Consider the following 14,125-nt stretch of genomic DNA (forward strand, 5'->3'; position numbering starts at 1 on the left):
GCCCGGTGCCGCCCAGCGGGGCAACGGGCACCGCACGAGCCTTGCCGCAGCAGCCGCATCCGCACCGCCGCCCGCCGTCGGGCCCGCACCGGCAGCCCGTCGAGCGGCTCCGCCACCGGCGCCGCCCGCGCCACCGCGACCGCCCGACCCGGCGCCGGCCACGCCACCCGGCCGCTTGGTCGAGGGCCCGGCGCCGGCCACGAACACGCCGCCGGCTCCGCCCCGGATGGCACCCAACCCGGCGGACCGGTTGCCGACCGCCCGGCCGCCCGCCGACGACCGGCCCACCGGCGACGACCGCCCGCTCGGGAGGACCGCCGCGCCCGCGACAACGACCCGGCGCCGACCGACGATCCCGGGAAGACGCCACGTCGGTCAGCGCCGCCGGCCAACCGTCCGGCCCCCCGGCAACGGTCCGTCGACCACCGCGACCGGCCGGTCAAGCCGGTCCGTGTCCGACCACCGAGGATCAAGTTCGGCGATCGTGATCCGGCCGTCGAGTTGGCCATCACCGAGATCGCCGGGCACCTGACCTTCACCCCCAACACGGTCACCGCCTGGTACTGGCTGCCCGAGGTGCGCTGGGCCTTCCGGCCGGACGCGGAACGCGAGGCGCTGCTCTCGGCGATCTCCGAGCAGTACGCCGGCCTGGCCGGCTTCCGGCTGCACCTGCGCCGCACCACCCGGCCCTTCCCGGCCGACGAGTGGGCCCGCACCATCGACGCCAACACCGCCGCACCGCTGCCCGACGTCCCCGGCACACCCGGATGGGGCGAGCACCTGGTCGCCGCGCAACGCCACCTGCTGTCGGTGAATCACGCCGAGGGTCAGACCTACCTCGGCGTCACCTTCGCCCGCCGTTCCCTCGGTGACTCGCTCACCGAGCGGCTGCTGCGCACCTTCGGCCGCGGCGTCGCCGAGGGCGAGCGGCGCAAGCTCGGCCGCACCGTCGAGCAGTTCGACGAGGTGCTCGGCGCCTTCGGCATGCGGGGGCGGCGCGTCACCGCGCACGAGCTGGAGTGGCTGCTCTACCGGTCGGTGGCACTCTGCATGGCGCCCCCCGGCACGCTCTCACCCATCACCGACGGTCGTTGGGAACGCGGCGACCTGCTCGCCCTCACCGAACAGGTCGAGCGCTACCGCACGCCGTACGGCTCCACCGTCAAGCTGGTCCACCGGATGACCGGCGAGGAACGACACGTGGCGGTGCTCGCCGTCGGTCGGATGGAGCCGCTGGAGATCCCCGAGCGACACGAACCCTGGTTGCACTTCCACGAGCGGCTGCCCTGGCCGATGGAGCTCTCCACCCGGGTCGACATCCTCGGTTCCGGCGACTCCTTCCGCAACCTCGAACACCGACTCCGGATGATCCGGTCACAGCAGTTGGACTACGCCGAACACGGCATCGACGCGCCGCCCGAACTGGAGCGACTCGCCAAGCGCGCGCTGGTCATCGGCGACGAGATGACCACGGGGCTGCCGGTCGACTCGGCCCGCGCCCATGGCTGGCACCGCATCGCGGTCGGCGGTCGGACCCGGGAGGAGTGCCTGGAACGGGCCCGTCGGCTCATCCAGCTCTACTCGCGCGAGCTGCGTATCTCCCTGCAGCATCCGAAGAACCAGGACTGGCTGGCCCGCGAGTTCATTCCGGGTGAGCCGATCGCCAACACCGGTTACGTACGCAGGATGCCCGTCAACCTGCTCGCGGCGGCGCTGCCGCAGGCCGCCTCCACGGTGGGTGACCGACGTGGCGACCTGATCGGTCGTACCGCCGGGACCTGCCGCCGCCCGGTCTTCCTCGACCTGCACTTTCCCATGGAGGTGCGGGAGCGCTCCGGCCTGGCGGTCTTCGTGGCCGAACCGGGCGGCGGCAAGTCCACGCTGCTCGGCGCGTTGGGCTACCTGGCCGCCCGCCGCGGCGTACAGGTGACCCTGCTCGACCCCTCCGGCCCGCTGGCCCGGCTCTGCGCGATGCCGGAGCTTCGTCCCTACTCGCGGGTGCTGAACCTGACCGGCTCCGAGCACGGCACGCTGGCGCCGTACTCACTGATCCCGACCCCGCTGCGCAGCGAGTTCGCCGCCGGAGCCGCCGGTGACCGGGAGTTCGAGATCGCCGTCTCCAATGCGCGGGCCGAGCGGCGGATGCTGGTACAGGACATCTGCATGATGCTGGTGCCACCGCAGGTGGCTCGGGAGGCCTCCACCGCCACCCTGTTCCGGCACGCCGTGCGCCAGGTGCCCGCCGAGGAGACCTCCACTCTGGACGACGTGGTCACCTGCCTCGGCCAGCTCGACGACGACGCCGGCCGGGAACTGGCCAACCTGCTGCTGGACACCGCCGAGATGCCACTGGCGATGCTCTTCTTCGGTCGCCCGCCGGAGGGCCTGCTCGGCCCGGACGCCGCACTCACCGTGATCACCATGGCCGGCCTGCGGCTGCCCGACCTCAAGATCGAACGTGAGTACTGGTCGGCCGAGGAGGCACTCGCCCTGCCGATGCTGCACACCGCGCATCGGCTGGCGGTCCGCCGCTGCTACGGCGGCTCGATGGCCTCCCGGAAGCTGGTCGGCCTGGACGAGGCGCACTTCATGGAGGGGTGGCGCTCCGGCCGATCCTTCCTCGTCCGGCTCGCCCGTGACTCCCGCAAGTGGAACCTGGCCGCGCTCGTCGCCTCGCAGAACCCCCGGGACATCCTCGGTCTCGACGTACAGAACCTCGTCTCCACCGTGTTCGTCGGCCGGATCGCCGAAGACGCCGAGATCGCCTCCGAGGCGCTGCGACTGCTACGCGTACCGGTGGACGACGGTTACGAGGCCACCCTCGCCTCGCTCTCCACCGCCGATGCGACCTCGGCCAACCGGCTCGGCTTCCGGGAGTTCGTGATGCGCGACGTCGACGGCCGGGTCCAGAAGGTTCGGGTCGACGTCTCCTACGTGGATGGACTGCTGGACCACCTCGACACCACCCCCGCCGCCATCGCCGCCGCCGCAGGGGTGCTGCCGACCGTGCTGCCTGACATGGAGGCGTGACAATGGCGAGGGCCCGGGCACGGATCACGGCGCTCCTCCTGGCACTCGGCGTCCTCGCCGCAGCCACGATCAGCTGGCCCGGGCTCACCGCCACACCGGCGTACGCGGCTTCGGCCGGGTACCAGGCCGCGGCGGCCGAACTCTGCACGACCGAGGAGTGGCAGGTCGATTTCCGCGCCTGCGTCACCAAGCTGCAGCAGGTGGCGGAGTCGGAGGCGACGTGCCGTAATCCCCCGACGCCGACTGCGCCGGATTCTGGCATCGCCGGGTGGTTCGCTTCCCGTCCCGAGGCCTCCAAGCTGCCCGGCCCGAAGGGTTACTACAGCGACTACGGATACGCCGGCTACAGCTACAGCACCTACGACATCGATTCCGGCTGTGCGACCACGCTGCTGCACCCGGACTACAAGTTCACCAACACCATCGCCAACGGCGAGTTCATGATGGCCACGGCGATCATCGGCGCCTCGAACGCGCTGCGCGAACGCGCGTGGGAGCCGGGCACCATGTGGGGCTGGGCGGATCCCCTGGTGGACCAGGCCACCAAGGCCATCTACCAGAAGGTGTTCAGTGTCTTCGGCATCGTCACGCTCTGCGTGGTCGGGCTCTACCTGCTCTGGCGCTCGCGCCAGTCCGACATGAGCAACGCGATGACCACGGCGGGCTGGGCGTTGGTGGTGATGGTGGCGGTCACCGCACTGGCCGCCTGGCCGGTCAAGTCGGCGAACCTCGCCGACGGTGCCCTCGTCTCCACGCTCGGCGTCGTGCACGACGCGGTGGGCCCCGCCGCCAAGGACGTGCCGCCGGACCGGTGTGCGATGCCCAATCCGGACGCCTGCACGGACAAGCGGCCACCAGCGGTCCGGGCCAGCGACACCGCCGCGGAGGCGATGCTTTACCGGAACTGGCTGCGCGGGGTGCTCGGCTCGGCCGACAGCGAGACCGCCAGGAAGTACGGAGCGGCGCTCTACGACGCCAAGTCGCTGTCCTGGGAGGAGACGGAGAAGATCCGGGCCAATCCGCAGACGCGTGAGGCCACCATCAACGCTAAGAAGCAGCAGTGGATGACGGTCGCCGCGCAGATCGAACGGGAGGATCCGGAGGCCTACGAGTACCTGAAGGGCGTCCGGGACATGGATCGGGTGGGCGCCGGGTTCATCGCGGTGCTCGCCGCCCTGCTCTTCGCGATGTTCGACCTGACCGCGTCACTGCTGGTGCTGCTCGGCTTCCTGATCTTCCGATGGGCGGTCATCGCGGCGCCGATCCTCGGCACCATCGGTCTGCTCCGACCGGCCAGCGCCGGTCTGCGACGGCTGGGTAACGCGGTGGTGGCGGCGCTGTTCAACATCGCGATCTTCGGCACCGGTGCCGCCATCTACCTCTTCGCGGTCGACCTCATCATGAGCACGGCCACCCTTCCCGGCTGGCTTCAGGTGGTGCTGGTCTGGCTCTGCGGGGTGGTCGGCTGGCTGCTGCTGCGCCCCTACCGCCGGATCACCCAGCTCGGCGGGAAGGACAACAGCGAGGCGGTCAGCTCGGCGGGCTCCTGGCACCGCCGGTTCTTCCGGGACATGCGTACCGCGGCCCGGCTCGACGTCGCCGAGCCCGGCGGCACCGCCGAGCCAAGCGTGGGACGGCGTCGGGCGATCGCACCCGAGCAGCCGAGGATGCGTCCGGAGGCTCGGCCGGATCCGGTGCCGGCGGGGGCACCGGCGGCCGCGAAGCGGCCGGACGATCCGAGAACGGACGGTGCCGACAGCTCCGCCCAGGAACTGCGCACCAAGGCCGCTCCGGTGGCCCCCAGGCCGCGTCGTCGGCAGCCGGCCTCCTGGACCGAGCCGGACGTGCCGGACGAGAACCCCTCCTACGCCATCTACCGTCCCGGTTCGGCCGAACGGACGCCCGAGAAGCCGGCACCACGGGTCCGCTCCGAGGCCCGGTGACCATCGTGCGGCGGGCGGTCGAGTTCCTCTTCCGACGGTTGCTACGGTCCCGGCTGGGTGCCGCACTCGGCATCGCCGTACTGGTGCTCGGGGTGGTGGGGGCGGCCAGGTTGGTGGCCGGCCCGACCGATCCGGCGGCCGGGCTGAGCAATCGCCCGCCCGAACCGATCACCACTGTGCACCCGACCACCGGGGACGACGGTGCGATCTCCACGACGACCACTCCGTCCCCGGTCACCCGGCCCGGCCAGCCGGCCCCGGAAGTGGTGGCCGCCCGCTTCGCCGCCGCCTGGCTCGGCCGTCCGGGCCAGACCGCCGAGGAGTGGCACCACGCGCTACGCCCGTTCTCGACCACCGGTCTCGTCGAGAAGCTTTCCGGCGCCGATCCGACCGAAGTGCCCGCCAGCGCGGTCACCGGCGACGTGACACTCCGCCCACGCGGTGAGACCTTCGTGGAGGCGACGATCCCGCTCGACGACGGGCAACTCCGGCTCGAACTGCTGGCACCCGACGGGCGATGGCTGGTGGATGCGGTGGACTGGAGCAGGGATGAGTGAGCAGAGCCATCCCCGTCGGCCGGTCCGGATCGGCGCCCTCGCCGCCGCGCTCACCGCGACGCTGACACTGCTCTGCTGTACGGGTGGCGCTGGTGCCTTCTTCCTAACCGAGCTGGGTGGCGACGCCGCCGAGCAGCTGAGCCCGGCCAGCATGGAGTGCACCGGCGACTTCGAGGTGAATGTCACCGGCAAGATGCCGCGCTTCGCCGAGTACGGGGAACGTCAGCTGCGGAACGCGGCAGTGATCATCAAGGTCGGCCAGGAGATGAAGGTGGCGCCACGGGGCTGGGTGATCGCGGTGGCGACCGCCATGCAGGAGTCGCGGCTGCTCAACCTGGCCAACAGCACGGTCGGCGAGTCGCGGGACATCCCGAACGAGGGAGTCGGCGCCGACCACGACTCCGTCGGTCTCTTCCAGCAACGGGCCTCGTGGGGCACGGTCGCCCAGCGGATGGATCCCGCGTACGCGTCCCGCAAGTTCTACGAGAAGCTGGTCGACCTACCCGACTGGGAGAAACTGCCACTGACCGTGGCCGCACAGCGGGTGCAGATCAGCGCCTTCCCGGACGCGTACGCCAAACACGAGGAACTGGCCGCACGGATCGTGGACGCGCTGGCCGGTGGCGCGGCACGAACCGCGCTGATCGCCGGACAGCAGGTGTGTGACGCCGCGGCGGGCGGTGAGATCGCCGCCTCCGGTTGGACCGCACCGATTCCGGGCGGGGTCGGCTCCGGATTCCGGACCGCCAGCCGGCCCGGACACAACGGTGTGGACATCTCCGCGATAAGGGGCACCGATATCAGGGTCGCGGCGACCGGCCGGGTACTGGTCTCCCGCTGCGACCCCGACCGGAGAGGACGGCTCAGCTGCGACGAGGACGGCTGGCCTGGCAAGGGAGGCTGCGGTTGGTTCGTCGACGTGCTGCACGCCCAAGGCATCATCACCCGCTACTGTCATCTGGTGAGTCGTCCCCTGGTCGCCGTCGGCGACACGGTGCAGGCCGGTGACGTGATCGGCGATGTCGGCAGCAGCGGCAACTCCTCCGGACCACACCTGCACTTCGAGGTGCACGTCGACGGCGATCGCAGCAGCCGGGGTGCCATCGACCCGGTCCCGTTCATGCGGTCGAAGGGTGCGCCGTTGAAGGGCGTCGGGTGAACCACGGGCCGTCATGACCGAACCGCTTCCGGACCCGTTCGCCGACCAGCCCGACTGGGCTCCCCAACCGCCCCGTCCGATCGAGATCGTCCCCGCCGCGGGAAGCGTCGAACTACGCGGACGACGGGTACTTGTCGGTCTGCCCGGTCTGGGCTGGCGTGCCGACCTGCGGGCCGACGAACGGGTCGTGCAGAACAGCCGCACCTACGTCCCGGTCATCCCGGAACACGAGTGGTACCGCGCCGAGTCCGACCAGGTCGAGGTGTTCGCGCCGCTGGTGCCGGTCGAACGGGTCTGGGTCGAGACGGTCGGCGCAGCGACCACGCCGACGACGGACGGACGCCTGCGGCTCGTCTCGTTGGACGCCCCGGCCCACCCAGCACCGACGCCGGTCTTCGAGGCGGACTCGGTCACCGGGCGACGGGTCGTGCACATGGTCGGCGCCGTCGAGCACCGTGACCTGCGTGCGGTGACCGAGACCTACTCGGGCGCCGAGGGCGACATCTGTGTGCGGGTGACTCCCGAGATGGAGTGGTACCGCTGGGCCTGGCGCGGCCAGTCACCGACCACCCTGGAGGTACCGGTCCACATGCTGTGGGTGGAGTGAGGTCAGCCGGCCGTCGCTGAGCAGACCCGCCAGTCCTCGTTCAGCCGCGTGGTGAACGTCCATGCCTGCCGGTCACTTTGTCGGATCCCGTCAACCTGCGCCGCAAAGGTCAGATTCACGCGCACCTCGGCGTTGTCGCCATCTCGATCCACTTGAAGTTCCCCCCAAACGGTGGACATTGTCGTTCCGAATCGCACCTCTCGGTCTGCCAAGTCGTCCCTAAGTCTTTGTAGCTGACCCAGATCCGTGCTGCCCTCGCAGATGAAGATCGAGGCGCGTACGTCATTGCGGTCGACTAGGAACGCACGCAGGTAGTTGTCCACCACCACATCTGGGGCGCTGCGGTCGGGGGTGGTGGCTCGGTCGTAGACGAAATAGCCCACCACCCCGCCGGTCAGACAGAGCGCCGCGACCACCCCCGCCACCACGGTCAACACCGTACGCAGGCGTCGCCGGGGCTGGCGCGGCGCCGGCGCGACCGCAGGCGGTGCCAACTCCTCCGGCGGGGTCCTCTGCGCCGGTACGCGGGAGACCTGGGAACCGGCGGAGGGCGGCACTGATTCCACCCCCTGAGGCTATCCGCTGGCGGCTCCGGACCCAATGCCCAAGATTTGGCAGATCGTGACCGAACGCTGCCGATCGGTGAGATCCCTGACAACAACGGCGCAGCGCCGCGCCGGATCCCGGAGGTGACGCCCTCGCTGGGATACCGTCACTTCTGCCCGGCGAGTGGGTGCCGACCTCGGGCGGAGGGGGTGGACACGGTGGGCGGTCCGAAGGCACGGACGCTCCGCGCCGCCGCGCTGCACCGCCGGGCCGCTGCGACGGTCGCGGCGGCGACGACGATCCTCGACGAGACCCGTCCCGTCCCGGCTGACCAGCGCCGCCAGTACGCGCTGGCCGAGCGGCTGCGCGACGCGGCCGGCATCCTCGCCCCGGGTTGGGCCGGGTCCGCGTTGGACGCGGTCGCTCCGGCCCACCCCGCCGGGGAGGGCTCACCGCCGTTCGTCCGGGTGGGCACGGCCGCGCCGCTGGACGACGCACGTTTCCCGGCGCTGGTGCCGATGTTCGGCAGTGGACACCTCGCGATGGACGCCGACGCGGGCGACCCTCGGGTCGCCGGGTTGCTGCGGGCCGTACTGCTGCGCCTGCTGGCGGCGACACCGGCGGGGGCACTGCTGGTGCGGGTGGTGGACGCGACGGGCGTCGCGTTGGCACCGTTCGCGGCGCTCGGCGACGCCGGGTGCTGGCCCCGCCGGCCACGGACGCCGACGGTCTGCGGGCCGTGCTGGCGGAGGCGGAGCGGTGGGTGGCGCCGGACGCCTCCGGTCCTCGCCGGCACGACCGTTCTCTGCTGTTGGTGCTGGCCGCGCTGCCCGAACCGCACCTGCCTGGTGACCTGGCGCGGATCGAGGCACTCGCCGAGCAGGGACCCGCGGCCGGATTGCACCTGGTGGTGGCGGGGTGGCCGGTAGCCGGCCGAGCCGCGCTGCCCAGGGCTACGTCGCTGGCGATGCGGACGGCCTATGCGCTGCTCGGCAATCCGCCGGGTGCGGCGTTCGCCGGCACCGACGGAGGTCTGAACTCACCGGTGTTCGTCGACCCGGATCCGCCGACCGAGTTGGTCGAGACCGTGTGCCGGCGGATCGCCGCCCAGGTCGAGGCCGGCAGCCGGCTCGCCCTGTCGCACCTGCTGCCGTCGGTGGACGAGCTGGGGCAGGCGGCCGGGACGGACGGGCTGACCAGCACCGTCGGCGACGCGGGCGGGCGTCCGGTCTCGCTCGGCTTCACCGAACTGACCCCGCACTGGTTGGTGAGCGGCCGGTCACGGGGCTGCCGGTCCACCTTCCTGACCACGGCGCTGCTCGGACTCGTCGCGCGGTACGGCCCGGAAGAGCTGTCGCTGTACCTGGTGGACCTCGGTGCCGGTGAGTCCTTCGCGGAATTCCTGCAGACCGAGCGGGACAGGTCCTGGATCCCGCAGGTCCGGGCGGCCGCGATGGCCGCCGACCGGGAGTACGTGCTGGATCTGCTGGATCAGTTGACGGCGGAGGTGCAGCGGCGCGCCGAGGCTTCCGCCCGCGCGGGTGGGCAGCGCTTCCCCGAGTTGCGGAAACATCGCCCGCTTCCTCGGGTCGTCTGTGTGCTGGAGAACCTGCAGGTGCTTCTCACCGAACGGGACCGGCTCTCCGCCGAGGTGGCCGCCCGGCTGGACGCACTGGCGAGGACCGGGCGGGCGTACGGTGTTCACCTGGTGCTGGCCGGCGAGGGTGACCTGGGCCTGGGCACCCGTTCCGACGGCGGGCAGCGGGACTCCCTGCCGGGCCAGTTCCCGGTGCGGGTGGCGCTGCCTGGCGGCGGGGCGGTGCTGGCACCCACCAACGACGCCGCGGCCGGTCTGCCGGTGGGCAGCGCGGTGGTCAACACCGCGGGCGGGCTCGGCGGCCCTCGGGGAGCGATCCGAGGTCATGAGCGGATGGTCCGGTTCCCCGACCCGGCAGACGAGCCGGAGGCGGTCACCGGGCTGCGCCATCGCCTCTGGTCGGCCCGCCCGCCGAACGCGACGCCGCCCGTCGTCTTCGCCGGGTACGCACGTCCGCTGCTGGGCAACGATCCCCGCTATCGGGCAGCCGTTGCGGGGCAGTCGACGGTACCGGCCGCGTTGCTCGGGCGGGTGGTGGATGTCTCGCGCAGCACCGCGACGGTGTCGTTCGGACCGGCGGCGGGGCGCAACCTCGCGGTTCTCGGTCCACGACCTGCCGCATGCCGCCTGCTGGCGACGGCCGCCCACACCACCGCGGCCCACCATCCGGCCGGTACGGCGCGGTTCGTGGTCGCCGTGGCGGATGCCGAGGCAGCGCAGTTGGCGGACACTCTGGTCGCGGAGTTGGCGGAGCGTCACCAGGTTGACCGGGTGGACCTCGCCGGGCTGGTCGCCGTGGCGGACGCCGGCGAGCCGGCGTACCTGGTCGTCTTCGGGCTGGACATGGCGCCGGCCGAGCAGTTGCCGCCGGCTCGACTGCGGGCTCTGCTGCGCGACGGGCCTCCGGCCGGGCAGCACCTGCTCGGCTGGTGGCGTACGGTGCCGTCGTTCGCGACGCTCGTGCAGCCGGACGAGACGGTGGACAAGCTGACCGCTGTGGCGGTGGCGGGTGTGCCGGGGGCGCAACTCACTCCGGTCTTCGGTCGTCCGGTGGAGTGGCGGCCTCGGCCCGACCGGGTGGTGCTCTGGGACGGGCCGGCGGAGCGCGGTGTGGTGCTGGTTCCGTACGAGGTGCCCGGCAGCGAGCAGGGGGAACCCGGATGACTCTCGACCACTCGCCGGCCACCGCCGCCGGGCCGGTCCGGCAGCGGGCTGCCGGTACGCCGGGGACCCGGTGCGAGCCGCGTGGGCCGACTACCTGGCCGCGGCCCGGCAGCTCGACGGGGTACGTCGGGGCGCGGCGACCGCCGCGGGCGAGCAGGCCCGCGCGGTCCAGGCCGCCCGGGAGGAACTGACCGGGGTACGCACCCGGCTGGTGTCGCAGGAGAGTCGGCTGCGTGAGCTGGAGGTACCACCGATCTCGCTGGCGCCGACCCCTCCCGAACTGGCCGAGGCGACCCGGTCGATGAGCGGTGGTCCGGCGGCCGTGTTGACCGCCCTGCGGGACGCCCGTCGGTGGGCTGTCGGCGCGGACGACACGCTGGCCGCCCGTGGCCTGTCCCGGGTGGCGCACTGGCCGGCCCGTGCGCGCAATCTGCTGGTGTACGGGCCGCTGGGGCTGTTCGTTCCGGTGCTGCTGGGGGTGGTGTACCTGCTGGCGGGTACCGGCGCGCTGACCACGTTCACGGTGCTGGTGGCGCTGCCGGCACCGGCGGTCGCGTTCGGCCTGGGCTGGCTCGCGGTGGGCCGCTGCTTTCCGCCGGGTCCGGGAGAGCGGGTGGACCGCACGCCACGGTTCGGCGCGCTGGCCTGCCTGGTCCCGGCCGTGGTGGTCAACGCGGGGATCGTGCTGGGGATGCTGTCGTCCTGACCGCCCGCCGGTCAGCGCGGGATGATCAGAGCCATCGCCTCGGCCCGGGACTTGGCGTCGTGTTGCAGCGTGCCACGCACCGCAGACGTGATCGTCTTGGCACCGGACTTCTGGATGCCCCGCATCGCCATGCACATGTGTTCGCACTCGAGCACGACGATCACGCCCCGCGGCTCCAGCCGCGTCATCAGCAGGTCCGCGATCTGCGAGGTGAGCCGCTCCTGCACCTGGGGACGCCGGGCGAAGACCTCGACCAGCCGGGCCAGCTTGGACAGTCCGGTGATCCGGCCGTCGGGACCGGGGATGTAGCCGATGTGGGCGCTGCCCCGGAAGGGCAGCAAGTGATGCTCACAGAGGCTCATCACGTCGATGTCCCGGACCAGCACCAGCTCCTCGTGGTTGGCCTCGAAGGTGGTGGTGAGCACCGTGGCCGGGTCGACGCGCAGACCGGCGAAGAGTTCCGCGTACGCCCGGGCGACCCGGGCCGGGGTCTGCTGGAGGCCGTCGCGGTCCGGGTCCTCCCCGACCGCGATGAGGATCTCGCGGACCGCCTTCTCGATCCGGCCGAGGTCCATGGTGTCCTCGACGGGACGCCCGGTCAGGCGGCCGTTGATCAACCGGGCGGCGATGTAGTCGAGGCGGTCGGTGTCGGGTTCGGTGGCGGAGGCGGCCAGTCCCCGCTGTGGGGAACTGGCCGCCGGCTCGTCGGTGCTCAGTGCGAACCGTCCGAGGAGTTGTTCGAGCTGACGCCACCGACCGTCGCCTCCGCGCCGTCGGCCTCGGCCTGCACCTTCAGCGCGTCCTTCTCGGCCGGGGTGAGTACGGGCGGCTCGGTGGAGGGCTGCCGCTTGCCGAAGCCGTTGTACGGTGCCATCGGCGGTCGCTTGACCACCCGGGCGCAGATCCGGGCCATGTCGGCGGTGGAGAGGGTTTCCTTCTCCATCAGCTCGAGCACGATGTTGTCCAGGACGTCCCGGTACTCGACCAGGATCTCCCAGGCCTCGTCGTGGGCCAGTTCAATCAGGGCCCGCATCTCGCCGTCGATCTCGGCGGCGACGGCGTCGGAGTAGTCCCGCTCGTGGCCCATGTTGCGGCCGAGGAACGGCTCGTCGCCGCTGGTGCCGTACTTGATCGCACCGAGCTTGGAGCTCATCCCGTACTGGGTGATCATCGCGCGGGCCAGCTGGGTGGCCTTCTCGATGTCGTTGCCGGCACCGGTGGTGGGCTCGTGGAAGACGAGTTCCTCGGCGGCCCGGCCGCCCAGCGCGTACGCCAGGGTGTCGACCATCTCGGCGCGGGTCTGGGTGTACTTGTCCTCCGTGGGCAGCACCAGGGTGTGGCCCAGGGAACGACCTCGGGACAGGATGGTCACCTTGTGCACCGGTGCGGCGTGTGGCAGCGCCCAGGCGACAAGCGCGTGCCCACCCTCGTGGTACGCGGTGATCTTCTTTTCCTGGTCGCTCATCACCCGGGTACGGCGCTGCGGACCGGCGATCACGCGGTCGATCGACTCCTCGAGCGAGTCGTTGGAGATGGCCCGCTGGTCCTTCCGGGCGGTCAGCAGGGCGGCCTCGTTGATCACGTTGGCGAGGTCGGCACCGCTGAAGCCCGGCGTCCGCTTGGCCACCGAGTCGAGGTCGACGTCGGGCATGAACGGCTTACCCTTGGCGTGCACCCGCAGGATGGCCTTGCGGCCCTCCATGTCGGGGGCGTCGACCGGGATCTGCCGGTCGAACCGACCCGGCCGCAGCAGCGCCGGGTCGAGGATGTCCGGCCGGTTGGTGGCGGCGATCAGGATCACGCCGCCCTTGACGTCGAAGCCGTCCATCTCGACCAGAAGCTGGTTCAGCGTCTGCTCGCGCTCGTCGTGGCCACCGCCCATGCCGGCGCCACGGTGCCGGCCGACCGCGTCGATCTCGTCAACGAAGACGATCGCGGGCGCGTTCGCCTTGGCCTGCTCGAACAGGTCACGGACCCGGCTGGCGCCGACACCGACGAACATCTCCACGAAGTCCGAGCCGGAGATCGAGTAGAACGGCACCCCGGCCTCGCCGGCCACCGCTCGGGCGAGCAGCGTCTTACCGGTACCGGGCGGGCCGAAGAGCAGCACGCCCTTCGGGATCTTCGCACCGAGTGCCTGGTACTTCGCCGGGTTCTGCAGGAAGTCCTTGATCTCGTGCAGCTCCTCGACGGCCTCCTCGGAGCCCGCCACGTCGGCGAACGTCGTCTTCGGCGTGTCCTTGGTGATCATCTTTGCCTTGGACTTGCCGAAGTTGAGCACCCGGGAGCCGCCGCCCTGCATCTGCGACATGAAGAACAGCAGCAGCAGCACGAGCAGCACGATGGGAAGCAGGTTGACCAGCAGGCTGACCCAGATGCTGTCGGACGACACCTCGACATCGGCCGGTCCGGTGATCCGGTTGTTCGCCTTGGCCTCGAGAATCTCGTTCCAGACCTCGTCGCCAACCTCGTACGGGAACTGAGCCTCGATCAGCTTCGTGGTGGTGTCGCCGAACTCGGTCTCCTCGGCCAGCTCGAGCTGGATCGTCTGTTCCTTGTCCTGGAAGACGACCTTCTCGATGCCGCCCTTGTTGAGCTGGTCGAGCGCGACGGACGTGTCCACCCGGTGGTAGCTGGGTCCACCGGTGAACAACTGACTGAGCACGACGGCGCCGAGGATGACCAGGATGACCCAGAACACCGGTCGGCGGAAGAAACGCGTACGTTCCATGCTGTTGTCGAGCGCCGAGACGCCCGCATCCTCCTGATCGACGTCCTGACCGACTGTGGGTGTCGCCGCCTGGGCGGCTGCCGGA

At 71.3% G+C, this 14,125-nt stretch carries 8 protein-coding genes and 2 pseudogenes; 7 read left to right on the top strand and 3 right to left on the bottom strand.

Translation table 11 applies throughout. The features are described 5' to 3' along the window. Positions 1-361: 361 nt before the first annotated feature. The 5 genes and pseudogenes from ENC19_RS19945 to ENC19_RS19965 all read left to right on the top strand — a co-directional run. Positions 362-3,030, top strand: a pseudogene (locus ENC19_RS19945) (ATP-binding protein); the annotation flags it as partial. 2 nt (positions 3,031-3,032) lie between these two features. Then, positions 3,033-4,973 carry an MraY family glycosyltransferase gene (locus ENC19_RS19950; RefSeq protein ID WP_164448630.1) on the top strand — a complete coding sequence of 647 codons (1,941 nt, stop codon included), beginning with the start codon at positions 3,033-3,035 and terminating at the stop codon, positions 4,971-4,973. Next, complete coding sequence (locus ENC19_RS19955; RefSeq protein ID WP_164448631.1) at positions 4,970-5,530, top strand: hypothetical protein; 561 nt, start codon at positions 4,970-4,972, stop codon at positions 5,528-5,530. Before ENC19_RS19950 ends, ENC19_RS19955 begins: the two co-directional genes overlap by 4 nt. Beyond that, positions 5,523-6,689, top strand: coding sequence for a M23 family metallopeptidase (locus tag ENC19_RS19960; RefSeq protein WP_164448632.1), 1,167 nt, complete (start codon positions 5,523-5,525; stop codon positions 6,687-6,689). The genes ENC19_RS19955 and ENC19_RS19960 overlap by 8 nt, the downstream gene beginning before the upstream one ends. 13 nt (positions 6,690-6,702) lie before the next feature. Then, complete coding sequence (locus tag ENC19_RS19965) at positions 6,703-7,296, top strand: hypothetical protein (protein ID WP_164448633.1); 594 nt, start codon at positions 6,703-6,705, stop codon at positions 7,294-7,296. 2 nt (positions 7,297-7,298) lie between these two features. Here ENC19_RS19965 and ENC19_RS19970 read toward each other — a convergent pair whose 3' ends face one another. Next, positions 7,299-7,853 (bottom strand): hypothetical protein, encoded by a 555-nt coding sequence (locus ENC19_RS19970; RefSeq protein ID WP_164448683.1) that lies wholly within the window; start codon positions 7,851-7,853, stop codon positions 7,299-7,301. Between the two features lie 198 nt (positions 7,854-8,051). On the opposite strand from ENC19_RS19970, the pseudogene ENC19_RS19975 reads away from it, so the two are divergent. Together ENC19_RS19975 and ENC19_RS19980 are read left to right on the top strand one after the other, a co-directional pair. Next, positions 8,052-10,603 (top strand): annotated as a pseudogene (locus ENC19_RS19975) (FtsK/SpoIIIE domain-containing protein). A 70-nt stretch (positions 10,604-10,673) separates the two neighbouring features. Further along, on the top strand, positions 10,674-11,309 hold the full coding sequence (locus ENC19_RS19980; RefSeq protein ID WP_164448634.1) for a hypothetical protein: 636 nt from the start codon (positions 10,674-10,676) through the stop codon (positions 11,307-11,309). An 11-nt stretch (positions 11,310-11,320) separates the two neighbouring features. On the opposite strand, the gene folE is transcribed toward ENC19_RS19980, so the two are convergent. Then, positions 11,321-11,983: a GTP cyclohydrolase I FolE gene (folE, locus tag ENC19_RS19985; RefSeq protein WP_166458880.1), complete on the bottom strand. Its 663-nt coding sequence runs from the start codon at positions 11,981-11,983 to the stop codon at positions 11,321-11,323. 38 nt (positions 11,984-12,021) lie between these two features. Continuing rightward, positions 12,022-14,040 carry an ATP-dependent zinc metalloprotease FtsH gene (gene ftsH, locus ENC19_RS19990; protein ID WP_164448635.1) on the bottom strand — a complete coding sequence of 673 codons (2,019 nt, stop codon included), beginning with the start codon at positions 14,038-14,040 and terminating at the stop codon, positions 12,022-12,024. Positions 14,041-14,125: the final 85 nt, after the last annotated feature.

It is taken from the genome of Verrucosispora sioxanthis (assembly GCF_010560025.1).
GTDB classification, from domain to species: domain Bacteria; phylum Actinomycetota; class Actinomycetes; order Mycobacteriales; family Micromonosporaceae; genus Micromonospora; species Micromonospora palythoicola.